The organism is Micromonospora musae, from assembly GCF_003626545.1.
Taxonomy (GTDB): Bacteria; Actinomycetota; Actinomycetes; order Mycobacteriales; family Micromonosporaceae; genus Micromonospora; species Micromonospora musae.
Genome location: NZ_RAZS01000001.1, coordinates 508,081 through 533,334, shown reverse-complemented (window position 1 = coordinate 533,334; position 25,254 = coordinate 508,081). Strand labels below are relative to the sequence as shown.

24 protein-coding genes, 1 pseudogene and 1 riboswitch are annotated in these 25,254 nt (G+C 73.9%); of the genes and pseudogenes, 10 read left to right on the top strand and 15 right to left on the bottom strand.

Annotation, left to right across the window (positions count from 1 at the left end; all coding sequences use genetic code 11):
• Window positions 1–49: 49 nt before the first annotated feature.
• The 5 genes and pseudogenes from D7147_RS02520 to D7147_RS02500 form a co-directional block, all read right to left on the bottom strand.
• Complete coding sequence (locus D7147_RS02520) at window positions 50–457, bottom strand: pyridoxamine 5'-phosphate oxidase family protein (RefSeq protein ID WP_120673592.1); 408 nt, start codon at window positions 455–457, stop codon at window positions 50–52.
• 27 nt (window positions 458–484) lie between these two features.
• On the bottom strand, window positions 485–829 hold the full coding sequence (locus D7147_RS02515) for a YkvA family protein (RefSeq protein WP_120673591.1): 345 nt from the start codon (window positions 827–829) through the stop codon (window positions 485–487).
• A 67-nt stretch (window positions 830–896) separates the two neighbouring features.
• Complete coding sequence (locus D7147_RS02510; protein WP_233562881.1) at window positions 897–1,694, bottom strand: hypothetical protein; 798 nt, start codon at window positions 1,692–1,694, stop codon at window positions 897–899.
• A 271-nt stretch (window positions 1,695–1,965) separates the two neighbouring features.
• Entirely contained in the window at window positions 1,966–2,334 is a 369-nt protein-coding gene (locus D7147_RS02505) for a hypothetical protein (protein ID WP_120673590.1), read from the bottom strand.
• A gap of 476 nt (window positions 2,335–2,810) precedes the next feature.
• Window positions 2,811–3,131, bottom strand: a pseudogene (locus D7147_RS02500) (helix-turn-helix transcriptional regulator); the annotation flags it as partial.
• A 173-nt stretch (window positions 3,132–3,304) separates the two neighbouring features.
• On the opposite strand from D7147_RS02500, the gene D7147_RS02495 reads away from it, so the two are divergent.
• On the top strand, window positions 3,305–3,958 hold the full coding sequence (locus tag D7147_RS02495) for a carbonic anhydrase (RefSeq protein ID WP_120673589.1): 654 nt from the start codon (window positions 3,305–3,307) through the stop codon (window positions 3,956–3,958).
• 77 nt (window positions 3,959–4,035) lie between these two features.
• Here D7147_RS02495 and D7147_RS02490 read toward each other — a convergent pair whose 3' ends face one another.
• Window positions 4,036–5,052: a coiled-coil domain-containing protein gene (locus D7147_RS02490; protein WP_120673588.1), complete on the bottom strand. Its 1,017-nt coding sequence runs from the start codon at window positions 5,050–5,052 to the stop codon at window positions 4,036–4,038.
• Between the two features lie 3 nt (window positions 5,053–5,055).
• A riboswitch (cyclic di-AMP (ydaO/yuaA leader) is annotated at window positions 5,056–5,187 on the bottom strand.
• A gap of 166 nt (window positions 5,188–5,353) precedes the next feature.
• A complete protein-coding gene (locus tag D7147_RS02485) occupies window positions 5,354–6,715 on the bottom strand; it encodes a YibE/F family protein (RefSeq protein WP_120673587.1) in 1,362 nt (453 codons plus the stop codon).
• Window positions 6,716–6,921: 206 nt separating this feature from the next.
• Between D7147_RS02485 and D7147_RS02480 the strand changes: the two genes are divergently transcribed.
• On the top strand, window positions 6,922–8,979 hold the full coding sequence (locus D7147_RS02480; RefSeq protein WP_120673586.1) for a heavy metal translocating P-type ATPase: 2,058 nt from the start codon (window positions 6,922–6,924) through the stop codon (window positions 8,977–8,979).
• A 54-nt stretch (window positions 8,980–9,033) separates the two neighbouring features.
• Here D7147_RS02480 and D7147_RS02475 read toward each other — a convergent pair whose 3' ends face one another.
• Window positions 9,034–9,330: a metal-sensitive transcriptional regulator gene (locus tag D7147_RS02475; protein ID WP_120673585.1), complete on the bottom strand. Its 297-nt coding sequence runs from the start codon at window positions 9,328–9,330 to the stop codon at window positions 9,034–9,036.
• A gap of 149 nt (window positions 9,331–9,479) precedes the next feature.
• Here D7147_RS02475 and D7147_RS02470 point away from each other — a divergent pair, with 149 nt between their 5' ends.
• The 7 genes from D7147_RS02470 to D7147_RS02440 all read left to right on the top strand — a co-directional run bounded on the left by D7147_RS02470 (window position 9,480) and on the right by D7147_RS02440 (window position 15,865).
• On the top strand, window positions 9,480–9,689 hold the full coding sequence (locus D7147_RS02470; RefSeq protein WP_120673584.1) for a heavy-metal-associated domain-containing protein: 210 nt from the start codon (window positions 9,480–9,482) through the stop codon (window positions 9,687–9,689).
• Window positions 9,690–9,721: 32 nt separating this feature from the next.
• Window positions 9,722–10,696: a hypothetical protein gene (locus D7147_RS02465; RefSeq protein WP_120673583.1), complete on the top strand. Its 975-nt coding sequence runs from the start codon at window positions 9,722–9,724 to the stop codon at window positions 10,694–10,696.
• A gap of 11 nt (window positions 10,697–10,707) precedes the next feature.
• Window positions 10,708–12,975, top strand: a complete 2,268-nt coding sequence (locus D7147_RS02460) for a heavy metal translocating P-type ATPase (RefSeq protein WP_120673582.1) — start codon at window positions 10,708–10,710, stop codon at window positions 12,973–12,975.
• 159 nt (window positions 12,976–13,134) lie between these two features.
• Window positions 13,135–13,308 carry a CsbD family protein gene (locus D7147_RS02455; RefSeq protein WP_120673581.1) on the top strand — a complete coding sequence of 58 codons (174 nt, stop codon included), beginning with the start codon at window positions 13,135–13,137 and terminating at the stop codon, window positions 13,306–13,308.
• 345 nt (window positions 13,309–13,653) lie between these two features.
• Window positions 13,654–14,001, top strand: coding sequence for an ArsR/SmtB family transcription factor (locus D7147_RS02450; RefSeq protein ID WP_120673580.1), 348 nt, complete (start codon window positions 13,654–13,656; stop codon window positions 13,999–14,001).
• A 5-nt stretch (window positions 14,002–14,006) separates the two neighbouring features.
• Entirely contained in the window at window positions 14,007–14,276 is a 270-nt protein-coding gene (locus tag D7147_RS02445) for a hypothetical protein (RefSeq protein ID WP_120673961.1), read from the top strand.
• Window positions 14,277–14,704: 428 nt separating this feature from the next.
• Window positions 14,705–15,865, top strand: a complete 1,161-nt coding sequence (locus D7147_RS02440) for an alpha/beta hydrolase (RefSeq protein WP_233562880.1) — start codon at window positions 14,705–14,707, stop codon at window positions 15,863–15,865.
• A 52-nt stretch (window positions 15,866–15,917) separates the two neighbouring features.
• Here the strand turns inward: D7147_RS02440 and D7147_RS02435 are convergent, their stop codons facing one another.
• From D7147_RS02435 to D7147_RS02410, 6 genes are all read right to left on the bottom strand, one after another.
• Complete coding sequence (locus D7147_RS02435; RefSeq protein WP_120673578.1) at window positions 15,918–16,553, bottom strand: dihydrofolate reductase family protein; 636 nt, start codon at window positions 16,551–16,553, stop codon at window positions 15,918–15,920.
• The gene (locus tag D7147_RS02430; protein ID WP_120673577.1) at window positions 16,550–17,818 is read right to left on the bottom strand and encodes an RNA polymerase sigma factor; all 1,269 of its coding nucleotides are present in this window, start codon (window positions 17,816–17,818) and stop codon (window positions 16,550–16,552) included. Before D7147_RS02430 ends, D7147_RS02435 begins: the two co-directional genes overlap by 4 nt.
• Window positions 17,818–18,174 (bottom strand): YciI family protein, encoded by a 357-nt coding sequence (locus D7147_RS02425; RefSeq protein WP_233562913.1) that lies wholly within the window; start codon window positions 18,172–18,174, stop codon window positions 17,818–17,820. The genes D7147_RS02430 and D7147_RS02425 overlap by 1 nt, the downstream gene beginning before the upstream one ends.
• A 266-nt stretch (window positions 18,175–18,440) precedes the next feature.
• Window positions 18,441–19,697: a DUF2786 domain-containing protein gene (locus D7147_RS02420; RefSeq protein WP_120673575.1), complete on the bottom strand. Its 1,257-nt coding sequence runs from the start codon at window positions 19,695–19,697 to the stop codon at window positions 18,441–18,443.
• Between the two features lie 129 nt (window positions 19,698–19,826).
• Window positions 19,827–20,510, bottom strand: a complete 684-nt coding sequence (locus tag D7147_RS02415; RefSeq protein ID WP_120673574.1) for a response regulator — start codon at window positions 20,508–20,510, stop codon at window positions 19,827–19,829.
• Complete coding sequence (locus tag D7147_RS02410) at window positions 20,507–22,174, bottom strand: sensor histidine kinase (RefSeq protein ID WP_120673573.1); 1,668 nt, start codon at window positions 22,172–22,174, stop codon at window positions 20,507–20,509. The genes D7147_RS02415 and D7147_RS02410 overlap by 4 nt, the downstream gene beginning before the upstream one ends.
• 209 nt (window positions 22,175–22,383) lie before the next feature.
• Between D7147_RS02410 and D7147_RS02405 the strand changes: the two genes are divergently transcribed.
• On the top strand, window positions 22,384–23,787 hold the full coding sequence (locus D7147_RS02405) for a cation:dicarboxylate symporter family transporter (RefSeq protein ID WP_120673572.1): 1,404 nt from the start codon (window positions 22,384–22,386) through the stop codon (window positions 23,785–23,787).
• A gap of 270 nt (window positions 23,788–24,057) precedes the next feature.
• Here D7147_RS02405 and D7147_RS02400 read toward each other — a convergent pair whose 3' ends face one another.
• Window positions 24,058–25,191, bottom strand: a complete 1,134-nt coding sequence (locus tag D7147_RS02400) for a CaiB/BaiF CoA transferase family protein (RefSeq protein WP_120673960.1) — start codon at window positions 25,189–25,191, stop codon at window positions 24,058–24,060.
• Window positions 25,192–25,254: the final 63 nt, after the last annotated feature.

The window sequence follows — 25,254 nt, the reverse complement described above, 5'->3', positions numbered from 1 at the left end:
CGCGAAGGTCCATTCGAGGGCCGCGAGACCGGTCAAATCGGCCGGTACGTCACAAACTGCCCATGAGTCGGGTGACGGTGACCTCGATGACGACCCGTTCCGGGTTGGGGCGCGGGGCGCGGTAACGCTCCGCGTACCGCCGCTCCGCCTCGGCGACCGCCGTCCCGTCCGACCGGACGACCGCCCGCCCCTCGATGGTGAGCCAGCGGCGGCCGTCGACGTGGCAGAGCGCCACCGGCGCGCCCTCAGCCCCGGCAGCGGCGACGTGCCGGGCCTTGCGGGAGGCGGCGGAGGTGATCACCCGGGCGAGGCCGGACGCCGGGTCCAGGGTCACCCCGACGGGCACCACGTGCGGGGTACCGTCCGGCCGGAGCGTGGTGAGCGTGGCGAGGTGCCGTTCCCGGCAGAAGGCGATCACCCGATCGTCACGTACGTCCAGCAGGCGCGTGCCCGGCATCTCCGGTCCCCCCAATCCGTCGACCGATCATGGCACGCGCCGGCGGTCCTGCCCGGGGCCCGGGGGCGCGTACGGCTGGCTCGGCAACCGGCGAGCGGCCTCCCGGTGCTTCTGCACCAGCCGGCTCAGATAGATCAACGTGCCCGCGAGGATGCCCATGTCGTCCAGGTAGATGGGGTCGGGCAGCAGGTCGACCGGGAAGATCGTGTAAGCCAGGGCCCCGTAGAGAGCCACCTTGCCGCTGGAGCCGAGCGAGGTCAGCAGCCGGTGGGTCCGTACCACCCGGACGGCCAGCACCACGGCGCCGACCAGCGTCGCGAGCAGCACGACGCCGGCGATGACGAGGAGGACGATCCACGCTTCGCGCGACATGCGGTCACGCTAACCCAATCCGGCCGCCTGCACCCTGTTCGAGGCGGCCGTCAGCGCCGGGCCCCGGTCAGTACGCCGGTACGGCCGCGCGCCCCCGCGCCACGACCTGGTTCTCCCGCGTCTGCTCCATCGGCCGGGCGACCTCGCTGAGCGGCAGCACCGACTCGGCGTCCTCCGCCCGGCGTCCGGTGGCGGCGAACGCCTCCTCCCGCAGGCTGCGGGCGGCCGCGGCAGTGCGTTCGACCTCCCGCCAGGCGAGCTGCTCCTGTTCGCGTGCCACCTGGTGGCGGGCGAGGAGGTTGTCGCGCACTGCCCGTCGCAGCACCAGCTCCTGCTCCACCGGGTGCAGCCGCGGGTCCCAGCCGTTGCGGTGCGCGAACACGTCGCTGAGCTGCTCGACGGAGAGCTCCCGCTGCCAGTACGCGTCGAGCGCGGCGCGGTGCAGGAAGCGCTCGCGGTCCACGTACTCGGCCGGCGTGCGGGCGGTACGCGGCAGCGGCATGGCAGCGGCGGCGCCCAGGCGTCGGACGTCCGCCTCGGCCGCCTCGTACGCCTGCCAGGCCACCTCGACCGCGTCCTGCGCGGCGAGCCACTCCGCCCGCTGTCGCTCCGCGGTGCTGGTGGCGCGCTCCGCGGCCACGGCGACCTCCTGCGAGTAGCGGGTGCGGTCCCGCTCCTCCTCGGCGAACTCGAGCCGGCCCGGCATCGCTGCGCGCCGGATCCTCGTGGCGGCGCCGATGGCGAGCCGGCCCGGTCGGAGCAGCAGGGTGGCGATGACGACGCCCACCACGGCGAGCAGGCTCAGCCAGATCACGGCGGCGCGGGGCACGTCGGGCAGGACGGCGGAGAGGACGGTCTGCATCATCTGCACCTCGTGGTCGGTTGTCGGTAATGGACGATCTGACCCGCTGGTGAGCGGAGGGAAGATTCGGGGGCCGGTCCCGCACCGCTCCGTGACGCGGAGGTCGGTGGTGCGGGACGCACGGCGGCCATCCGGTGTGCGGGTTCGGCGGTCGAGCCGGGCGACGCAGCGGTCAGGCCGTTGCGGGCGAACGACGCCGGCCAGGGCTTACGGCGCGAACGGCCTCGGCCACGGCCGTGGTGGGCCGTCGGTGCCGGGGCGGATGGCCCTCGGGTCAGGCGAGCGGAGGGCCCCGGCGACCGGGCGCGGCGCGGCCGGCGTCGATCGCCGGGAGAGCCTCGGGCATCGCCGTCAGGGTGCCGACCGCCGGGGTGGCGAGCAGCGGCCGGTCGGCCGGACGGTGCGCGGGAGCCTCGGCCGGGGTCAACCGCTCGGCGGCCGGCGCGATCTCGGGTCGCAGCACCTCGACCTGGCTGCTGACCGAGGTGGGCTGGAGCTGGGCGGCGGTGGCCGGCGGCCCGGCCGGGGCCGCGGCGCCGAGGCCGACGGCGAGCGCGAGCGTGGCCACGGCGAGCCGGGTCAGCTCGCCCAACGTGCGCAGCGTGGCCCGCCAGGTGGGGCGGGCGGACGCTACGGACAGCACGGGACCAACCTACCGCTCTCGGCCGTCGGGCGCAGCCTGGCCGGAACCACCGCCGACGTGACCGTGCCCACCCGTCCTCATCGGACGGACGGTCACCGGTGACCGACGGCGGGCGCGACCGCGGCCCGGCCACCTCGCGGCATCCGGGCCTCGGTCGAGTCGATCAACCGTCCAGGTCACCGGTCCCGGCGTCGTCGACGTCGGACCGGCCCGGGTCGGTCGCGGGCCCGGCGGTGGCGGACCGGGCCGTGTCGGCGGTGGCCCGCCGACTCAGGTGTCGGACCGGCCGCCGTCGGCCGTGGGCCCGGGATCGTCGGCGTCGGACCGGCCCGGGTCGGTCGCGGGCCCGGCGGTGGCGGACCGGGCCGTGTCGGCGGTGGCCCGCCGAGTCAGGTGTCGGACCGGCCGCCGTCGGTCGTGGGCCCGGGATCGTCGGCGTCGGACCGGCCGCCGTCGGCCGTGGACCCGGCGACGGCGGTGTCGGGCAGCTCGGTGAAGAGAGCAAGCAGGGCCCCGACCTCGAGGTCGGCCTCGGCCGGATGGCGGAACCGGCCGGCTGGGTTGAGGGTGTACTCGTTGCGGCGCCCCACCCGGGTCCGGCTGAGATAACCGCCGGCCTCCAGGTCGGCGACGATCGCCTGGGCGGCCCGCTCGGTGACCCCCACCTCGTCCGCGACGTCCCGCAGCCGCGCGGTGGGATTGCGCGCGATGGCGAGCAGCACATGTCCATGATTGGTGAGGAACGTCCAGTTCCGGGTGCCGCCGTACCCGCTCGCGCTCGTCGCCATGGCCGTCATCGTAGGGCCCGGCCCATCCCTCCGATTCCATCGATCGTGACCCGTCCGCGAATACCTGAAACGCAAATCACGTATACCTTGACGTGTCTCCGGGTGGGTGTGACCGTGGACGGGAGCCCGCGGCGGTCACCGTGGGTGATCACACCGATCGCATAGGAAGTCGAGGTGCGGGGATGAGTGGACCCGAAACGCCGGTGCTGCGTCCGGAGCAGGCGCTCGCCGAGCTGATCGAGGGCAACCACCGCTTCGTCACCGGCACCCCGAGCCACCCCAACCAGGACGCCGGCCACCGGGCCGCGGTCGCCGACGAGCAGCACCCGTTCGCGGTGATCGTGGGCTGCTCCGACTCCCGCCTCGCCGCCGAGATCATCTTCGACCGTGGGCTGGGCGACCTCTTCGTGGTGCGTACGGCCGGGCACACCACCGGGCCGGAGGTGCTGGGCAGCGTCGAGTACGCGGTCACGGTGCTGCGCGCGCCGCTGGTCGTGGTGCTCGGGCACGACTCGTGCGGGGCCGTGAAGGCGGCCCGGGAGTCGCTCGACACCGGCACGCAGCCCCCCGGTCACCTGGGCGCGGTGGTGGACGCCGTGCTGCCCAGCCTGCGTCGCGCCGCCGCCGAGGGGGTCGACGACCTCGACCGGATCATCGACCTCCACATCGCGCAGACCGTCGAGGCGCTGCTCGAGAACTCGGCAGTGCTGGCCGCCGAGGTCGAGGCCGGGCGGTGCGGGGTGGTCGGCATGTCGTACCGGCTCGCCGCCGGCGAGGTCCGTCAGGTCGCCGGGGTGCTTCCGCCCGCGGCGGGCGCGGATCCGACGGCGGGCTGACACCCTCCACGACGCCAGGAGAAGCGAGAGGGCCGCCCCGCGAATGCGGGGCGGCCCTTGCCGTTCTCAACCGGTCGCTACAGCAGCGACATGTGCACGTGGTCCGTGTGGTTGGACGGGCCGCTGTAGGACTTCCAGCCGGTGGCCGGGAACCAGATCTGCCGGTTCCAGATCACGTAGTAGATGCCGAGCCGGTCGGCGTTGCGAATGAGGAACGCGGCGACGTTGTTGCCGTACATCCGGGTGTCGTCGTTGTGCCAGGGCGAGAAGCCGCTCTTCTGCAGGGACCAGTCGCAGGCCCGGCCCTTCGGGTGCTCCCACGGCCCGCCCGGTCGGTAGCAGCCGACGAACCGGTTGAAGCCGGCTCGCTTGACCTCCTTGTAGGCGTGCAGCGTGCGGGGCGTGATGCAGCCCGAGGTGGTCGGGTCGGGCTCACTGCACGACATCGGCTTCCAGTCGCCGTCGGCCGTCCGGCCGGGACCCATCCTCGCCACCGGCGAGGTGGCCGAGACGAGACCGCCGGTGAAGCCCTTTCCGCCGACCAGGGCCAGGGCCTTGTCCGCCTCGCGCTTCTGCTTGGCCATGATGGCGGCCTGCTTCTGCTGCTCGCGGACCTCGGTGTCGATCGCCAGCTTGGCGAGCTCGGCGCGGTGCTTGACCTCGTTGATCCGGGACAGCTTCTGCGAGTTGACCATGTTGAGTTCGTCGAGGCCCATCACCCGCTCCACGAAGGAGTCCGGGTCGTTGCTCGACAGCAACATCCCGACCGCGCCCATCCGACCGGTGCGGTACGACTGGGCGGCGACCTGGCCGACCTGCGGCGCCAACGCGTTCAGCTCGGCCTCGGCCCGCTTGACGTCCAGGCCCAGCTCCACCTGGCGCTTCTTGGACTTCTCCAGCTTGGCCTTGGCCGCGGTGTAGTTGCGGTTCGTCGTCTCGACGACGTCGGTGAGCAGTGGCGGGTCGTCGTCCTCGTGCCCGGACGGAACGGCCGGCTTGGGTGCGGCGGACGCCGGGAGGGGCCCGGCGAGCACGGTCAGCGCGGCGATCACGGCCACCACGGGTATCAACCAGCGGCGTAGGGGTGCCGTCACAGTTTTCCCTTCCGTCGACCGCCGACCGGGTTAGCTGACGGGTTCGGGGCGGAAGTGGCCCCTACCGCTGACGCGGACTCACCCCAGGTACCTGGGTTCCCGGCTCGCCGTCCGGCGATTGGGCGGTGGTACCGCAGGCGCCGCTGCGCGCCTTCGGCGGTTACCGGCAGCGAGGTTACCCGAGAGCCCGGCCGGGGAGCTACGCCCGGATGCCGACTAAAGGCGTCATTTCGCCATAGCGCTGGGTAACCAGTGGCGCAGCTGCCAGGCCGGCGAGCCTGCGCGGTCACGTTGAGGAGTGTCACCATGCGCTCTCCGTTCTCCTGTCCGGGTCGGGCCGGCCACCGGGGGTGGCGGGGGGTGGGATCGGGCTCGGGTCGTGTCGCCCGGCGCCCAGCGCCTCCAACACGTCGCTCCGGTCCGGGGCGGGCCGGGTGGTCGGGTGGGTGGGCTTCGCCTCGCCGTCGGCCGGTGCGGCGACTGAGCGTCCGGCCGTCGTGACGATCGCGGCCAGGCCGGTGGTGAGCGGGACGGCGGCGATCAGCCCGAGCGTCGCGACCGCGCTACGGACGATCTCCTGGGCCAGGAACTCGCTGGTGAGGAGCTGACCCACCGGGCGCGAGTCGGCGGTGAGCAGGAGCAGCAGCGGCAGCGAGGCGCCCGCGTACGCGAGCACGATGGTGTTCACCGTGGACGCGATGTGCGCGCGGCCGACCCGGGTCGCGGCCCGGTAGAGCTGGAGCCGGGACAACCCCGGGTTCGCGTGGGCCAGCTCGGTGACCGTGGCCGCCTGGGTGACCGTGACGTCGTCGAGCACGCCGAGCGACCCGATGATGATCCCGGCGAGCAGCAGGCCCCGCAGGTCCACGTCGCCGCGGAACATCGAGAGCGTCAGGGCGTCCTCGCTGCCGAAGCCGGTGAGGTGGGTGGCGGCGGTGGCAGCCGCGCCGAGGACGCCGGTGAGCACCAGGCTGCCGAGGGTGCCGAGCACGGCGACCGAGGTCTGCGCGGTCACGCCGTGCGTCAGGTAGAGCACCACGAACATGATCAGGGCGGCGCCGACCACGGCGACCAGCAGCGGTGAGTGCCCCGCGCCGATGCCGGGCAGGACGAAGGTGAGCAGGATGCCGAAGCTCGCGGCGAGGCCGGCGAGCGCGGCCAGGCCCCGCCACCGTCCGAACGCGACGATCGCCCCGGCGAAGATCAGCGCCAGCCAGACGAGCGGCTGGCCGCGCTGGTGCTCGGCGACGTTCCAACTCGACGACGAGGGGTCGGTCGGATCGGTCAGCTGCACCATGATCACCTCGTCGCCCGCCTCGACGACCGGTGCCCCCGGACCGTCCGGGACCGGCGCCTCGACCTGCTGACCGGCGGCCGGGCCGTCCTGCACACGTACGGTCACCGTGCCGCAGCGCTGTGGCCGTCCACCGGGCGTCCCCTCCGGCGTCTCCGACACCGGGGAGCAGGCCTCGCTCACCACCCGGGTGACGGTGCCGTGATACCGGGCCGGATCGCCGCTGCCCTCCGTCTCCGGAACGTCGCGGGGCCAGAGCACCAGGGCGGCGACCACGGTGGCGAGGACGAGCGGGACGACCGTCACGAGGAGGATCCGTCGCACCCCCGGTGGGGTGGACGGTGCGGGACGGCTGTGGTCGGCGCCCATTACGAATCTCCCAACGAATCCGGGGCAGGGTACGTGCCGGTGGGGCGATCGGCTCAGCGGCGCGGGACCGCCCCGCCACGAAAGATCCGGAGAGTCATCGTCGGAATGCTAACCATGGCGACCCTCCGGCGCCTGTTCACGCCGACGGTGTCACGTCATGACGGCGAAGGCCCCCACGGCGGCGGCCGACGGGGCATGTTGGGTTCATGGCCGCAGATCCGTCACCGCACCACCCGGGCGCAGCCGAGCCGGACCACGGCCGGGGTGGCCACGACAAGCACGCCGGCCACGACCCGGCGATGTTCCGGCGGCGGTTCTGGATCTGTCTGGCGCTCACCGTGCCGGTCGTGGTCACCAGCCACATGGTCATGGAGTGGCTCGGTTACCGGCTCGACGCGCCGGGCCTCACCTGGGTCGGGCCGGTGCTCGGCTCGGTGGTGTTCTGGTGGGGTGGCTGGCCGTTCCTGGTCGGCGCGGTACGCGAGGTGCGGGACCGGGCGCCGGGCATGATGCTGCTCGTCGCCATGGCGATCACCGTCGCGTACGGCGCGTCGCTCGCCACCAGCCTGGGCGCCTTCGACCTGGACTTCTGGTGGGAGCTGGCGGCTCTGGTCACCATCATGCTGCTCGGACACTGGCAGGAGATGCGGGCGATCGGGCAGGCGCGCGGGGCGCTCGCGGCGCTCGCCGCACTCCTGCCCGACCAGGCCGAGCGGGTCACCGAGGACGGCCGGACCGAGCCGGTGCCGGTGACCGGCCTGCGGGTCGGTGACGTGGTGCTGGTCCGGCCCGGTGGCCGGGTGCCGGCGGACGGACGCGTGGTGGACGGCGCCGCCGAGCTGGACGAGTCGATGATCACCGGGGAGTCCCGGCCGGTGTCCCGGTCCGTCGGCGATCGGGTGGTGGCGGGCACGGTGGCCGCCGACTCGGCGCTGCGGATCCGGGTCGAGGCGGTCGGGGAGCAGACCACGCTGGCGGGCATCCAACGCATGGTCGCCGAGGCGCAGCAGTCCAGCGGGCGGGCCCAGGTGCTGGCCGACCGGTTCGCCGCGGCGCTGTTCTACGTCGCCATGGCGACAGCCGTGGTGACGGTGCTGGCGTGGACGTTGATGGGCCGGGGCGACGAGGCGGTGGTCCGGGCCGTCACCGTGCTGGTCATCGCCTGCCCGCACGCACTCGGTCTGGCGATCCCGCTGGTGATCGCGCTCTCCACGGCGGTGGCCGCGAAGTCCGGGATCCTGGTCAAGGACCGGCTGGCGCTGGAGCGGATGCGGACCGTCGACGCCGTGCTGTTCGACAAGACCGGCACCCTCACCCGCGGCGAGCACGTGGTGACCGACCTGGCCACGGTCCCCGGCATCGAGCCCGACGAGCTGCTGCGGCTCGCCGCCGGAATCGAGGCGGAGAGCGAGCATCCGATGGCCCGGGCGATCGTCGCGGCGGCGGGGGAGCGTGGTGGGGCCGTCGCGGCCACCGGGTTCCGGTCCCGGCCAGGCCGTGGGGTGGAGGCCACCGTGGCGGGCCGGAGGTACGCGGTGGGCGGGCCGGCGCTCCTGCGCGAGCTGGGCGTACGCCTCCCCGACGAGCTGCGCGCCGAAACCGACCACTGGGCCGGCCGGGGCGCGGTGGTGCTGCACCTGGTGCGGCTGCCGGACGGGGTGCTCGGTGCGCTGGCGCTCACCGACGAGCTGCGCCCCGAGGCGCGCGACGCGGTCGCCGAGCTGCGGGCGCAGGGCGTACGGACCCTCGCGATGATCACCGGGGATGCCCGGCCGGTGGCCGAGGCGGTCGCCGCGGACCTCGGGTTCGGTCCCGGCGACGAGGTGTTCGCGGAGGTGCTGCCGGCGCAGAAGGACGCCAAGGTGACCGAACTGCGGCGGCGTGGGTTGACCGTGGCGATGGTCGGCGACGGGGTGAACGACGCGCCGGCGCTGGCCCGGGCCGACGTGGGGATCGCCATCGGCGCCGGCACGGACGTGGCCATCGAGTCCGCCGGGGTGGTGCTCGCCTCCTCCGACCCGCGCGGGGTGGGGGCGGTCATCCGGCTCTCGCGTGCCTCGTACCGCAAGATGCTGCAGAACCTCGCCTGGGCGGCGGGCTACAACGTGGTGGCCCTGCCGCTGGCGGCCGGGGTGCTGGCCGGCGTCGGATTGTCGTTGAGCCCCGCCGTCGCCGCGGTGCTGATGTCGGGCTCCACCATCGTGGTGGCGCTCAACGCCCAACTGCTGCGCCGGGTACGCCTCGGCGCGCCGAACGCGGGCTGAGAGCCGCGCCCTGCCACGAGCCGAGGAGGCGTCGGGCGCCGCGGGGCGGCCGGGTCAGCCGCGCTTCATGAGCCGACCGACCGCGGCCATCATCTCGCTGGCCATCTCGTCGGCGCGCCCCTCGGCCGCTCCCTCGTGCATGCAGTGCCGGGCGTGGCCGTCGAGCAGCCCGAGGGCGACCTTGTCCAGCGCGGCCTGGACCGCGGAGATCTGGGTGAGCACGTCGATGCAGTAACGGTCCTCGTCGACCATCTTCTCGACGCCGCGTACCTGCCCCTCGATGCGGCGCAGCCGGGCGAGCAGCTGGTCCTTGCTGGCCGTGTATCCGCGGATGGGGGTCGGTGTGGTCATGGCGCAAGGATAGCCTACCCCCAGGGGGTATGGTACGGTCCTCGCAGGAGCCGATACCCCCGCCGGGTACCGGTACAGCGACTAGGGCGGAAGTTTGTCCGGCTCTTACCCCCCGGGGGTATGGGCTGTGCGGCGGAAGGAGAGCTCCGATGGTCACCACGACGTACCAGGTGCAGGGCATGACCTGCGGACACTGCGTGAGCGCGGTCAGCGCCGAGGTCGGCGCCGTCGCCGGCGTCAGCGACGTCCAGGTCGACCTGGCCACCGGCCAGGTCACCGTCACCAGCGACGGCCCGCTGGAGACCAGTGCCGTGCGCTCCGCCGTCGACGAGGCCGGTTACGACCTCGTCGGCGAGTGAGCGGCGGCTGACCCGGAAACGAGGTCACACCGATGAACACACCCATGAAGCTGGGCGGCTTCGCGCTCGGCCTCGCGGCGGTGTTCGGCGCGGCGTACGGGGTCGGCCGAGTGGCCGACCCCGTCACCCCGGCCGCCGAATCCCGGCACGAGGGCCCGGCGACCGCCGAACACGGCACCCAGGACGATCCGGGACACGGCGGGACCGAGGACGAACACCTCCCCGGCGGCCTGCTCGTCTCCGACCGGGGCTACACGCTCGCCCCCGTCACCGCCCCGGCCGGCGAGTTCGCCTTCCGGATCACCGACCACGACGGCCGGCCGGTCACCCGGTACGACGTGGCGCACGACGAGCGGATGCACCTCATCGTCGCCCGGCGCGACCTCTCCGGCTTCCGGCACGTACACCCCGAACTCGGCTCGGACGGCACCTGGCGGGTCGCCTCCCCGCTGGCCGGGCCGGGCGTGTGGCGGGCCTTCGCCGACTTCACCCCCACCGGGGGCGACCCGTTGACGCTCGGCGTCGACGTGACCGTGCCCGGTGCGCTGACCCCCCGGTCGCTGCCGGCGCCGGCGACCAGCACCACTGTCGACGGGTACACCGTCACGCTCGCCGGTGACACGCAGCCCGGCCGTACCGCCGAGCTGACCCTGACCGTCAGCCGTGACGGCGCGCCGGTCACCGACCTGGAGCCCTACCTCGGCGCGTACGGTCACCTGGTGGCACTCCGCCAGGGCGACCTCGCGTACCTGCACGTCCACCCGGACGGCGAGCCCGGCGACGGGCGGACCGCGCGCGGGCCGGCCGTCCGCTTCCTGGCCGAGGTGCCCGCCGCCGGCACCTACCGTCTCTACCTCGACTTCAAGCACGGCGGCGTCGTGCGCACCGCCGAGTTCACCGTGGTGGCCGGCGTCGCGCTGGCCGACGAGAGCCCGGCCGCCGTCCCGACCGCCCCCGCCCCGACCGGTACCGCCGAACACGGTGGGCCCGGCCACGGGCACGACTGACGGGAGGCGTCATGACCACCACCAGCAGCAGCACCCCGCTGCCGACGGCGCCGAATCTCATCGAACTCGCCATCGGCGGCATGACCTGCGCCTCCTGCGCGGCGCGCATCGAGAAGAAGCTGAACCGGATGGAGGGCGTCTCCGCCACCGTCAACTACGCGACGGAGAAGGCCACCGTCCGCTTCGCCGACGAGGTCACCCCCGACGAGCTGATCGCCACCGTGGAGAAGACCGGCTACACGGCGAAGCTGCCGCCGCCACCCACGCCCGCCGGCACGCCGGCCGCCGAGGCGCCCATCGACGAACTGCGCGGCCTGCGCAACCGGCTCTGGACGTCGGTGGCGCTGACCGTCCCGGTGATCGTGCTCGCCATGGTGCCGGCCTGGCAGTTCGACTACTGGCAGTGGCTGTCGCTGACCCTGGCCGCCCCGGTCGTGGTCTGGGGCGGGCTGCCGTTCCACCGGGCCGCGCTGATCAACCTGCGGCACGGCGCCGCCACCATGGACACCCTGGTCTCGGTGGGCACTCTCGCGGCGTTCGGCTGGTCGCTCTGGGCGCTCTTCCTCGGCGACGCGGGAACGCCCGGCATGACGCACCCGTTCAGCTTCGCCATCGCCCGCTCCGACGGCGCCGGGAACATCTACCTGGAGGCGGCGGCCGGGGTCACTCTCTTCATCCTCGCCGGCCGCTACTTCGAGGCCCGCTCGAAGCGCAACGCCGGGGCGGCGCTGCGCGCGCTGCTCGAACTCGGCGCGCGGGACGTCGCCGTGCTGCGCGGCGGGGTGGAGACCCGCGTCCCGGTCGAGCAGCTCGCCGTCGGGGACCGGTTCGTCGTACGGCCGGGCGAGAAGATCGCCACCGACGGGGTGGTCGACGAGGGCACCTCGGCGGTCGACGCGAGCATGCTGACCGGCGAGTCCGTACCGGTCGAGGTCGGCCCGGGTGACGCCGTCGTCGGCGCCACGGTCAACGCCGGTGGACGGCTCGTGGTCACCGCCACGCGGATCGGCGGTGACACCCAGCTCGCGCAGATGGCCCGCCTGGTCGAGCAGGCGCAGAGCGGCAAGGCGGCGGCGCAGCGGCTCGCGGACCGGATCTCCGGTGTCTTCGTGCCGATCGTGATCGCCCTGGCCGTCGGCACCCTCGGCTGGTGGCTCGGCACGGGCGGCGGGCCGACCGCCGCGTTCACCGCCGCCGTCGCGGTGCTGATCATCGCCTGCCCGTGTGCGCTGGGCCTCGCCACGCCCACCGCGCTGCTCGTCGGCACCGGCCGGGGCGCCCAGCTCGGCATCCTGATCAAGGGTCCGGAGGTGCTGGAGAACACCCGGAGGGTCGACACCGTGGTGCTGGACAAGACCGGCACCGTGACCACCGGGCGGATGACGCTGGCGGAGGTGGCGCCCGCCGAGGGCGTCGAGGCCGCGGAGCTGCTCCGGCTCACCGGCGCACTGGAGGCCGCCTCCGAGCACCCGGTAGCCCGGGCGGTCGCCGCCGGCGCGGCCGAGGCCGGCGCACTGCCGCCCGTCACCGAGTTCGCCAACGTCGAAGGGCTCGGTGTGACAGGCGTCGTCGAGGGGCGCGCGGTGGTGGTTGGGCGGCTCCGGCTGCTGCGCGAGCGCGGCTTCGACGTACCTCCGGAGGTGGAGCGGGCGGTGACCGACGCGGAGGCAGCCGGTCGGACGGCGGTGCTCGCCGGCTGGGACGGGCGGGCCCGCGGCCTGCTCGCGGTCGCCGACGCCGTGAAGCCGACCAGCCGGGCCGCGGTGGCCCGGTTGCGCGAGCTGGGGCTGCACCCCGTGCTGCTCACCGGGGACAACGCCACGGTCGCCCGCGCGGTCGCCGAGGAGGTCGGCATCGACGAGGTGATCGCCGAGGTGTTGCCGGCGGAGAAGGTGGACGTGGTCGCCCGCCTGCAACGCGAGGGGCGCGTCGTCGCCATGGTCGGCGACGGCGTGAACGACGCGGCCGCGCTGGCCCAGGCCGACCTGGGCCTGGCCATGGGCACCGGCACCGACGTGGCGATCGAGGCGTCCGACCTGACCCTGGTCCGGGGCGACCTGACCGCCGCGGCGGACGCCGTCCGGCTGGCCCGGCGCACCTTGAACACCATCCGGGGGAACCTGGTCTGGGCGTTCGGCTACAACGTCGCGGCGCTGCCGCTGGCCGCGGCCGGGCTGCTCAACCCGATGATCGCCGGCGGGACGATGGCGCTCTCCTCGGTCTTCGTGGTCGCCAACAGCCTCCGCCTGCGCCGCTTCCGCCCCCTCACCACCCCCTGACCCCCCGCCGCTCTCGGCGTTGATCATGAAGTTGGCGGGCGATTCGATCTCCGGATCCCCGTCAACCTCATGGTCAACGGGGGCGTGGGGGTGGGTTGGGGGTGGGTGGGGGTGGGTAACTGTGCGGGCGTAGCGACGTCTTGCACGGGAGGTGCCGTCATGGGTATCGACGACAAGGTCAGCAACGCGGCCGAGAACGCGGCCGGCAAGGTCAAGGAGCACACCGGCCGGGCCACCGACGACGAGCGGCTGGAGGCGGAGGGTCGCAACGACCAGGCCGCCGCCAACCTGAAGCAGGCCGGCGAGAAGGTGAAGGACGCCTTCAAGAGCTGATCGCACGCGTACGCGCCGGGCCGGTCGTCACCGGCCCGGCGCGCTGCCTGCAAGCCCCTCGGTCCGGCGGCTCGTCACCGGCACCCCTGCGTGGTCCGGTCCGGCCGATGGTCAACTCGTCCTTCTTGAAGTCGGGGTATCCGCCGCAGCCGGACACCCCGACTTCAATGAACCCGAGTCGATTCACCGGGATCCCGGCGACCCTCATGCGGGACTGCCGCCCCTGACGGCCCCGCCCGTCACCCCCTGGGTGCCAACCCTGACTTCACCCTCGGTCGCGGGCGCGGCCCTGTTCATCGTGGACGCTCACCCGCTAGCTTTCCTTTGCATGTGCAAGGGCTTGGCATGAGTGATGACCCACCGCTGTCGGGGGACGACCTGGTCCGGGTGCTCGGCACCCTGGCCAATCCACACCGGATGCGGGTGATCGCCGCGCTGTCCCGGGAGCGGGCGTACGTCAGTCGGCTCGCCCGGGATCTCGGGATCAGCCGTGCGCTGCTGCAGGTCCACCTGCGGAAGCTGACGGCGGCCGGCCTCGTGTCCGCCCACCTGGAGCTGTCGGAGGACGGGAAGGCAATGAAGTACTACGAGGTGGAACCGTTCGTGCTCCGGCTCACCCCGGGCACCATCGCGGCGGCGGCCCGGACGCTGACCCCGCCGGAGACCGTCGACCCGCACCGAGCCGAGCGGTGACCGGCATGAGCGATCACGACTGGACCGAGGTGGTCGGCGCGTTCGGTGTCTTCGCCCTGCTCATCAGCGTGTTCACGGTGACCGTGGTGCAGTTCGCCAAGACCCGGCGGGCGCGGTTCGCCGGGATTCGCGAGGAGGAGTACCGCCACCTCGCCGAGACGGCCGTCCGGCTCCAGGAGAGCAACGAACGCCTGCTGGCAACGCTCGACGGCCGGCTGGGCTCCATGGAGGACCGGATGACCGCACTGGAGCGCGTCCTGCGCGAGGTCGACTAGTCCGGCCCGGAGCCCCGGGCCGTCGAGGGGCAACTCGACGGCCCGGGTGGAAGCAGCATCGCCTCGCCCACGGGCGAGTTCTTTCCGCAACGCCCCTTCGAGGAGAGGACAACATCTCGTGCTGCGCGTACGCAAAATCCGTCGGCTGGACGCTGGCGGTCGCGACGGTCGCCGCGCTGGTCGGCGCCGCCGGACCGCCCGCCGCGGCGGCCCCGCCCGATCCGGTCCGGACCATCAGCTGGCAGCCCTGTGAGCAGGACGCCACCGCCGAGTGCGGAACGCTCTCCGTCCCGGTCGACTGGGACCACCCGGACGGGGAGCGGTTCGGTCTGGCCCTCGCCCGCCGGGCGGCCACCGACCCGCAGGCCCGCGAGGGCGCGCTGGTCTTCGGTCCCGGAGGACCCGGCGACAGTGGCGTGGATCGGGTGGTGACCGGCATCGACCGGTTCAGCGACGATCTGCGCCGCCGGTTCGACATCGTGAGTTTCGACCCGCGCGGCACCGGCCGCAGTCACCCGGTCGTCTGCGCCACGGACCTGCTCGCCGCCCAGCCGCAGGTGATCGCCGACCAGGAGCAGTTCGCCGCCGCCGTCGCCGGCAACGCGCGGCTGCGCGTCGACTGCCGGACACGGACCGGGCCGCTCGTCGACCACGTGGACACGATCAGCGCGGCCCGGGACCTGGACGCGGTCCGGGCCGCCCTGGGCGAGCGCCGGTTGACCTTCCACGGCAGCTCGTACGGCACCCTGCTCGGCCTCCAGTACGCCGAGCTGTTCCCGCATCGGGTGCGGGCCATGGTGCTGGAGAGCACCGTCGACCACAGCCACGCGACCCGGTCCTTCCTCGACACCCAGGCGGTCACCGCGGAGGACTCGTTCGACGAGTTCGTCGCCTGGTGCGAGACCGCCGAGAAGTGCGCGCTGCACGGGCGGGACGTTCGGGCGGTCTGGGCCGGCCTCTGGTCCCGCGCCGAGCGGGGCGAACTCACCGACCCCGATCGCCCCGGCGCGCTGCTGAGCCCGTTCCTGCTCAGCCGGCTCGCGCAGCGGGCGTTCTACGGCCCGGACTGGCCGGGGCTGGCGGAGGACATCCAGACCATGGAGTCGAACCGACCGGCTCCGGTCGCCGCGTCGAGCACCACGGCGGGCACCTCGGTCAGCCCGTACCCCTTCGCGGTCTTCTGCCAGGACTGGTCACTGCCGGTCCGCGACTACCGGGAGTACGCGAGCCACCTGCGCCGGCTCGCCCGGCTCGCGCCCGACCTGCGGTATCCCCAGGCCGTCTTCGCCCTCTCGACCTGCCTGGGCACGCCGACCCCGGTCGCGAACCCGCAGCACCGCCTCCGCGTCCGCACCGACGTGCCGCTGCTGCTCGCCGGCACCCGGCACGACCCGGCCAGCGGCTACAACTGGGCGACCAACGTGGCCCGCCAGCTCGGACGACACGGCGTGCTGCTGACGTACGACGGCTGGGGGCACGGCAGCTACACGACGAGCCGCTGCGTGTCCCGCGCCGTGGACCGGTACCTGCTCGACGGGGCGGTGCCGGAGCGCGGTGCCCGCTGCCCCGCGGTGGACCCGACCGCCTGATCCACCGGGGGCGTCCGGCCGTCGCGTGGTCCGCGGCCGGACGCCTCCCGGGTCAGCGCAGCACCCGGTACGTCACGTGGGTGACGGTCGGCCCGGCGACCACCGCCGCCTGTTCGAGCCGCAGATCGTCGAGGCCGGTGAGGAGGCGTTCGCCGCCGCCGAGAACGACCGGGACGATGTGCAGCTGGAGGGTGTCGAGCAGGCCGGCGGCCAGGTACTGCCGGACCGTGCTCGCCCCGCCGGCGACCGCGACCTTCCGGTCACCCGCCGCCTCCCGCGCCTGCTCCAGCGCCGAGTGGACGCCGTCGGTGACGAACCGGAACGTCGTACCGCCGGCCATCGGGAGCGGCTCGCGCGGCTGGTGGGTGAGCACGAAGACCGGTGTACGGAAGGGCGGCTCCTCGCCCCACCAGCCGCGCCACGTCTCGTCCCAGGGCCCGTCGCCGCCGCCGAACATCCGCCGTCCCATGACGTACGCGCCGACGTCCCGGGTCATCTCCTCCACGACGTCCGCGTCCACTCCGGGCTCGCCACCGGACAACCCGTGGTGCGCCCGCCAGCTCTCGAGGTTGTAGGCCCACTCGTGCAGCTGCTCGCCGCCCCGGCCGAGTGGGTCCTGGAGGCTCTGCTCGGGCCCGGCCACGTAGCCGTCGAGCGAGATCGACAGTTGACTGGTCACCGTACTCATGGATCCGTCCTCCGGGGTTGGTCGGCCACCACGAGCCGGGCGGCCCGCAGCTCCAGGTACCGCTGTTCGGGGAGGCTGGTGGTGCCCCGCGCTGCGGCCAGGTACGCCGCGCGCGCCGGACCGGGCTCGCCGGCCAGCTCCAGCAGGTGGGCGCGGACCGCCGCGAGCCGGTGATGCCCGGCGGTGCGCTCGTCCTCGACGAGCGGTGCGAGCATGGCGAGCCCTGCCCGGGGCCCGTCCACCATGGCCACGGCGACCGCCTGGTTCAGGGTGACCATCGGGTTCGGCGCGATCCGGGCGAGCAGCCGGTAGAGCGCGAGGATCTGCGGCCAGTCCGTCTCGGCCGCCGACGGCGCCTCCGCGTGCACCGCGGCGATCGCCGCCTGGAGCTGGTACGACCCGGGCGGCGACCAGGTCAGCGAATCGGTGATCAGCGCGACGCCCTCCTCGACGGCCGCCCGGTCCCACCGGGTGCGGTCCTGCTCGGCCAGCGGCACCAGCTCGCCGCCCGGGCCCAGCCGGGCGGCCCGATGCGAGTCGGTGAGCAGCATCAGCGCGAGCAGACCGGTCACCTCACCGTCGTCCGGCAGCAGCGCGTGCAGCATCCGGGTCAACCGGATCGCCTCGCCGGTCAGCTCGGCCCGGTGCAGGTCCGGGCCGCCGGAGGAGGTGTACCCCTCGTTGAAGATCAGGTAGAGGACCTGGCGTACCGCGCTCAGCCGCTCGTCCCGATCGGCCGCCGACGGCATGGTGAACCGCGCGCCGGTCGCCTCGATCCGCTGCTTGGCCCGACGGATCCGCTGACTCATCGTCGCCTCGGGCAGCAGGTACGCGCGGGCGATCTGCGCGGTGGTGAGCCCGCCGACCGCACGCAGGGTCAACGCCACCTGCGCCGACCGGGCCAGCGCCGGATGGCAGCAGAGGAAGAGCAGGCGCAGCGTGTCGTCGCCGGCCGGCGGCTCCGCGTCCGCCGCCGGGGCGACCCCGGCGTACGCCGGCTCGCGTACCGCCACTGCGACCTCGCGATCCCGGCGGGCCCGTTCGCTGCGCCACTCGTCGGTCAGCCGTCGGGTGGCGACGGTGAGCAGCCAGGCGCGCGGCTTCTCCGGCACCCCCTGCCCGGGCCACTGTAGGGCCGCCGCGAGCAGCGCCTCCTGCACCGCGTCCTCGCACCTGTCGAACTGGCCGTGCCGGCGGACGAGCAGACCGAGGACCTGCGGCGCCAGGGTGCGCAGCAGCTCCTCGATCTCGCGCGACCCGGTCATCACATCTCCGGCCCGGCCTCGTCCATGATCGCGCGGATCTCCATGACGCCGCCGTACCGCACGTCCGGCCAGCGCTGCGCGATCTCCGCGGCCCGCTCCGGCGTGTCGCAGTCGACGGCGAGGTAACCGGCGAACTGCTCCTTGCTCTCCAGGAACGGCCCGTCGACGACCTCCGGGTGGCCGCCGGCCAGCCGGACCGTACGGGACTGCGACGGGTCGGCCAGCGCCTGCCCGCCGATCAGTTCGCCGGACTCGGAGAGCTCCTTCATGATCTCGTCGACCTCGCCGAAGAGCGCCACCCGGTCCTGCTCGGAGAGCTCCTCGACGAAACCCGGCCGGTTCCAGATCAACAGCATGTACTTCACAACCTGCTCCTCACGTCCCGGCCGCGACCGTGGGGTGGCGCGGCTCGCCCAGGGGTCGGAGCCGACACCCCGCTCCCTACATCCGCCAGGAAAGAAAATCCCAGAAATTTCGGCCCGCCGGCGGCCGGCTCACCGATGACCCCTCGGCCCGCTGTCGGGCCCCGTCGTGTCCTTCGGTCCGCCGTCGGGTTCCGTCGAGCCCTTCGGTCCGCCGTCGGGTTCCGTCGAGCCCGTTGTCCGCCGCGAGTTTCGCCGGCTCAGCGGCGGCCCCGCCGGCCGCCACGGACCTGACGGGCGCCCCGGGGGTCGCCCACGTCGAGAGACGCCCGATCCGCCGCCGCCGTGCCGGAGGCCCAGCCCTCTTCGTCGCGTACGGTCAGCCTGCTCCGGGTGACCCCGGGAAAGAGCGTCTCGAGCTGCTCCCGTACCGCCTCGCCCCGCGCCGCGAGCACCGGCAGCAGCCGCTCCGCGCCGGCCTCCTGCGCCGCCTGCTGGCTCGCCGCCGCCGTGGCCGCGCGCAGCCGCTCCCCGATCCGCAGCGCGAACGCGTTGAGGAAAGCGTCGTCGTAGCCGCGGGTGCGCCGCCCGCTGGACGCCCGACGCTCACCCCGGCCGGCGAGCATCGCGGCGGTGGCCTGCACCAGGAGCGAGGTGTAGAGCAGCTCCACCGCGTCCAGGTCGGCCGGCCAGCCGAGCACAGTGGCGAAGCCGAGGTCGTCGGACCAGACCGACTCGCACCCGTTCGCCGCCGCCACCTCCTGCACCAGCAGCGCCTTCGCGCCGGCGTAGGGGGCGTCGGTGCTCAACCGCACCCCGCCCGGCAGGTCGGACCGCTGCGTCTCGGCCGCCAGCAGCGCCTCGTCGAGCCGGTGTCGGGCGATCAGCTCCTGGGCCTTGCCGGTCAGCGCCTCCGCCTCGGCCGGGAAGGTGGTCGACTCGGCCTTGGCGAGCAGCGCCCGGACCCGGTCCAGGATCCGGGAGCCGCTGCCGCCGCGGGCAGTTCCGGTCGCCGGGCGGGCCCCCGTGGCACCGGGTGGCGGGCGGAGCACGGCGATCGGCGGCAGCGCCACCACGAGCGCCAGCGCGTCGACCGCCTCCCGCATGGCGGTCACCCGGTCGATCCCCTCCCGCGCCGCCCAGGCCGCGAGGTGACTGCTCTCCTCCGTCCACCACACGCGGGCGTCCAGCTCCCGAAGCTGCTCGTCCCACCACTGCGGAACCGGATCGGGCAGCTCCCGTCGCTGCACGGCGAGCACGTCGTGCAGCAGTCGCGCCGGCCGGGGCCCGAGGCGGCGGTGCGCGAGCCGGGCCAGGTCGACCGGCTGCCATCCGCGCGACCAGAGCCGCCCCACGTCGCGGGTCAGCCGGCGCAGCAGCGCCGCGTCCACCTCCGCGACGGCGTCCGGTCCGCCCGTGCCGACCACGAGCCGGTCCAGCTGCCGTTCGGCGAGGCGTACGTCCCGGCCGCGCGCGGCCGTCAGAGCGGCGTCGATCAGCTCCTCGGTCTCCGGCACGGCGTACTCCCTCCTCGCTGGCGGTTCCGCCGCCCACTCGATCATGCCCGCCGGTCGGGTCCGCCGTCCGGACGGGGCGCGCACTGACCTCGCACTTCGACCTGTTCGGGGCGGACGAGCCGGCCACGGTCAGGTCGGGCGGTACTCGACCTCGGGACGCCCCGGCGTGCCGTAGCGCGGGGTGCGGGTCACCCGGCCGGTGTCGGCCAGGTGCTCCAGGTAGCGCCGGGCGGTCACCCGGGACATCCCGGTCTGCTCGGCGACCTCCGAGGCGGAGAGGCCCGGCCGGCGGCGCAGCACGTCCAGCACGACGTCGAGGGTCTGCGCGACGAGGCCCTTGGGCAGCGTGTCCGGCGCCGTTCCGCGCAGCGTGGCGAGCATCCGGTCCACTTCGTGCTGGGCGGCGACCGCCCCGCCCGACGAGGCCTGCCGCCGGTACTCGGCGTAGCGCTCCAGCTTGTCGCGGAACGCGGCGAACGTGAAGGGCTTGAGCAGGTAGTGGGTCACCCCGAGGGCCACCGCCGCGCGGACCATCGTCAGATCCCGGGCCGAGGTCACCGCGAGCACGTCCGCGTCGCTGCCCGCCGCGCGCATCGCCCGGCAGACGTCCAGGCCGGGCACGTCGGGCAGGTGCAGGTCGAGCAGCACCAGGTCGACCGCGTCGGCACCGGTACGCCGCAGCACCCGCATCGCCTCCCGGGCGTTGTGCGCCACGCCGACCACGCGGAAGCCGGGCACCCGTTCGGTGTACGCGCGGTGTGCCTCCGCGATCAACTCCTCGTCCTCGACGACGAGCACCCGGATGTCGCTCACGCCGGTCCCTCGCTGCGCTCGGCACCGGCGTGAGGCACGTTCGCGCTCTGCCGGATGATTCGCTCGCTGCGCTCGCCTGTGCGTTGCTGCACCGGCAGCGGAAGGTGTACCCGGAACACCGTGCCGCCGTCCGCGGCCTCCGCCACCTCGTGCCGGCCGCCGTGCCGGGTCAGCACCTGGCCGACCAGGGCGAGCCCCAGTCCACGGCCGCTGGCCTTGGTCGACCAGCCCCGGCGGAACGCGTCGGCGACCCGATCCGGTGGCAGCCCCGCACCGCTGTCGGTCACCTCCACCAGCACCTCGCCCGCCGTCTCGGCCACGTGCACGCGTACCCGGCGGGGCGGCTGTCCCGCGGCGACCGCCTCCAGCGCGTTGTCGACCAGGTTCCCCACCACGGTCAGCAGGTCACCGGCGGGCAGGGTGCCGACGTCGAGCCGGGACGCCGGATCGACGGTCAGCTCGACGCCGCGTTCGGCGGCCTGCGCCGACTTCCCGAGCAGCAGCGCGGCCAGGGCCGGCTCGGTGATCGCACCGACGACCTCGTCGGTGAGCTGCTGCGCCAGCGCCAACTCCTCGGTGGCCAGCCGTACGGCCTCCTCGGTGCGACCCAGCTCGACCAGGGTGAGGACGGTGTGCAGCCGGTTCGCGGCCTCGTGCGCCTGCGACCGGAGCGCGTCGGTGAGCCCTCGGACGGAGTCCAGCTCACTGGTGAGGGCCCGCAGGTCGGTGTGGTCGCGCAGGGTGAGCACCGTGCCCATGGTGTGCCCGCCGGTACCGGTCGGCCGGAGGTTGGCGACCAGCGCACGATCGGCGGTCAGGATCAGCTCGTCACGGGCGGTCTGCCCGTTCGTGATCAGTTCGGTCAGCGTGGCCGGCAGGTCCACCTCGGTCACCGGCCGGTCCACCAGCGGGGTGTCGGCGGGCAGCCCCAGCAGCCGGCGACCCTCGTCGTTGATCAGTGCGATCCGGCGGTCCGACCCGATGACCATGAGCCCCTCGCCGACGGAGTGCAGCACCGCGTCGTAGTACTCGTACATCCGGGTCATCTGCGCCGGACCGAGACCGTGGGTCTGCCGCCGCAGCCGTCGGCTGAGCAGCCAGGACCCGGCGGCGGCCAGGGCCAGGGCGGCGGCGGTGGCGACGAGCAGCACCGGTGAACGGTCGAGGAGTTCCCGGTTGATCGCCTCGGTGGTGATGCCGACCGACACCAGCCCGATCACCGTGCCGTCGGCGGCGCGTACCGGCACCACCGAGCGGACCGACTCGCCGAGCGTGCCGGTGTTCACCACGGTGATCGGCTGCCCGGCCAGCGCCGGGGCGATCTCGCCGATGAACGGTCGGCCGATCTGGGCGGGATCCTTGTGCGAGTAGCGGGTCCGGTCCGGGGCCATCACCACCACGAAGTCGGTCTGCGTCGCGCGTCGGATCGACTCGGCGTACGGCTGGAGCACGGCCGAGGGGTCGGGTGCGCGCAGCGCGTCGGCGACCTCGGGGGAGCGGGCGACCGTCTCGGCGACGGCGAGCACCTCCTTGCGGGCCGCCTCCCGGGCGTCGACCCGGGCGACCAGCGCGACCCCCGCGGTGGCCGCCGCCACCAACAACGTCACCACCACGACCTGGAGGGCGAAGAGCTGCCCGGCGATGCTCCACTTCCGTCCGCTCATGTCTCCTCGTCGTCGCGGGACTCGGGTTCCCCGCCCGGCCGGCGGTTCCGATCGGTGCACGTGCCCGTCGGGTCGCCGGTTCAGGTCGGTGCGGCATCGCTCCGGCCGGGGCCAGGTCGGTGACGTCCGGGCCCGGTCGTGGGCTCAGGTCGGTGAACAGAATGAACGCAAGGCTGATTCCGGTTGAGACGTGGCCCACAGTCTCAGCCATGCAGACCCCCACCACCAGCACACCGGCCGCGCGAACCCGCCGCGACCGAACACACTTCCTGTACCTCGCGGTGATCGTCGCCGTTCTGGCGGGCATCCTGGTCGGCTTCGTCGCGCCCGACGCGGCGCAGGAGCTCAAGCCGATCGGCACCGGCTTCGTCGCGCTGATCAAGATGATGATCAGCCCGGTCATCTTCTGCACGATCGTGCTCGGCGTCGGCTCCGTACGGCAGGCCGCCAAGGTCGGCAAGGTCGGTGGTCTGGCGCTGGGCTACTTCCTGGTGATGTCGACAGTCGCGCTGGCCATCGGCCTCGTCGTCGGCAACATCGTCCACCCCGGCTCCGGGCTCCAGCTCAGCAACGAACTGGCCGAGGCGGGCCAGAAGGCCGCCGGCGCCGAGAGCGAGGGGACCGTCGACTTCCTGCTCGGCATCATCCCGACCTCGCTGCTCTCCGCGCTGACCGGCGGTGAGGTGCTGCAGACGCTCCTGGTCGCGCTGCTGGTCGGCTTCGCGGTGCAGGGTATGGGCCGCAAGGGCGAGCCGGTGCTGCGCGCCGTCGGCATCGCCCAGCGTCTCGTCTTCAAGGTCCTGACCATGATCATGTGGCTGGCCCCGATCGGCGCGTTCGGCGCCATCGCGGCGGTGGTCGGCGCGACCGGGGTGGACGCGCTGAAGAGCCTCGCGCAGATCATGCTCGGCTTCTACGCCACGTGTCTGATCTTCGTCGTGGTGGTGCTCGGGGCCATGCTCTGGCTCGTGGCCCGGATCTCGATCTTCTCGCTGCTGCGGTACCTCGGGCGCGAGTTCCTGCTGATCGTCTCGACCTCGTCGTCGGAGTCGGCGCTCCCGCGGCTCATCGCGAAGATGGAGCACTTCGGGGTCAGCAAGCCGGTCGTCGGCATCACCGTGCCGACCGGGTACTCCTTCAACCTGGACGGCACGGCCATCTACCTGACCATGGCGTCGCTCTTCATCGCCTCGGCGATGGGCGACCCGCTCTCGGTGACCGAGCAGATCTCGCTGCTGGTCTTCATGATCATTGCGTCGAAGGGTGCCGCCGGGATCACCGGCGCGGGCCTCGCCACGCTCGCCGGCGGCCTCCAGTCGCACCGGCCGGACCTGGTGGACGGCGTCGGCCTGATCGTGGGCATCGACCGGTTCATGTCCGAGGCGCGGGCGTTGACCAACTTCGCCGGCAACGCCGTGGCCACCGTGCTCATCGGTCGCTGGACCGGCGAGTTCGACCGGGAGCAGGCGCAGGCGGTGCTCTCCGGTGAGCGGCCCTTCGACGAGGCGACCATGCTCGACGAGGACCACGGCGACGCTGACGTGGCCGAGCCGGAGACCGCCGTCGCCCAGGACCGGGCCGAGGAGGTCAAGGCCGGCGCGGGCAACCGCTGACGAGCGTGCAGCGGAAGCGGCACCCCCCGCCGCCTCCGCTGCACGCCACCTTCCAGGCCGTCGCCGGGGCAGGGTGCCGCCGCCCCGGCGACGGCCCGCCCCCGTCTCACCCACCCCCCACCCCGCACCCCCGCCCCGTCGGCGGGGACAAATTCACGGAAAGAGTGGCCATCCGAGGCTGGATGGCCACTCTTTCCGTGAATTTGCGCGGATCTTGGGGCGGGCGGGCGGGCGGGCGGGTCAGGGCAGGGCAGGGCGGGGGTGGGCCAGTCAGGGGCGGGGTGGCCAGGTGTTCAGGATGGTGTGCACGGGGAGGGCGTCCCGCTCCGGGTCGGGGGCGGGGGTCGGGGGCGGCGCCGGCGTGCGGTCGAAGCGGGGCGCGGGGGCCGGCTGGATCTCCCGGCCCACCGCCACGAAGGTCCCCCGGGCGGCGTTGTGCGGGTGCCGGTGCGCCTCGCCGGGGGCGAGCACCGGTGCCACGCAGGCGTCCAGGTCGGCGAAGACGGCCGCCCACTCGTCCCGGGTACGGCCGGCGATCCGCTCGGCGAACCGGCGACGTAGCTCGCCCCAGCCGGCCGGGTCGTACTGGGCCGGCAGGTCGGGATCGTCGGCCAGGTCCAGGCCGGTGAGTAGGGCGGCGTAGAAGGCCGGCTCCAGCGCGCCGACCGCCAGGAAACCACCGTCGGCGGTGCGGTACGTGTCGTAGAAGGGCGCGCCGCCGTCGAGCAGGTTGCCGCCGCGCGGCGCGGACCAGGCACCGGTGCCGATCATCCCGTGCAGGAACGCCGTTAGCAGCGCCGATCCGTCGACCATCGCGGCGTCCACCACCTGCCCGACCCCCGAGCGTTCCCGCTCCAGCAGCGCGGCCAGCACACCGACGGCGAGCAGCATCCCGCCGCCCGCGAAGTCACCTATCAGGTTCGTGGGCGGGTACGGGCGTTCACCGGCGCGGCCCAGCGGTTCGAGCGCGCCGGAGACCGCGATGTAGTCGATGTCGTGACCGGCCCGGGGAGCCAGCGGCCCGTCCTGTCCCCAGCCCGTCATCCGCGCGTACACGAGGCCGGGGTTGCGGGCCAGGCAGGGCTCCGGGCCGAAGCCCAGCCGCTCGGCCACCCCCGGCCGGTACGCCTCGACCAGCACGTCCGCCCGCTCCACGAGGCTCAGCAGCGCCGCGACGCCGTCCGGGGTTTTCAGGTCCAGCCCGGTGACCCGCCGACCGCGCTGCAACGGCCCCGTTACCGGAGCGGCCAGCCGGCCGGAGGCGGGGCCGCCCGGCCGGTCGACCCGGACCACGTCGGCGCCGAGGTCGGCGAGGACCATGCAGCCGAACGGGGCGGGCGCGAGGCTCGCCAGCTCGACCACCCGCACCCCGGCCAGCGGCCCGCCGCGCGCCGTGGCCGACAGCCCGTCGTTCTCCTCGGCCAGCGGCCCGCCGCGCACGCCGGCCTCGCCCCGGTGGGCGTCCTC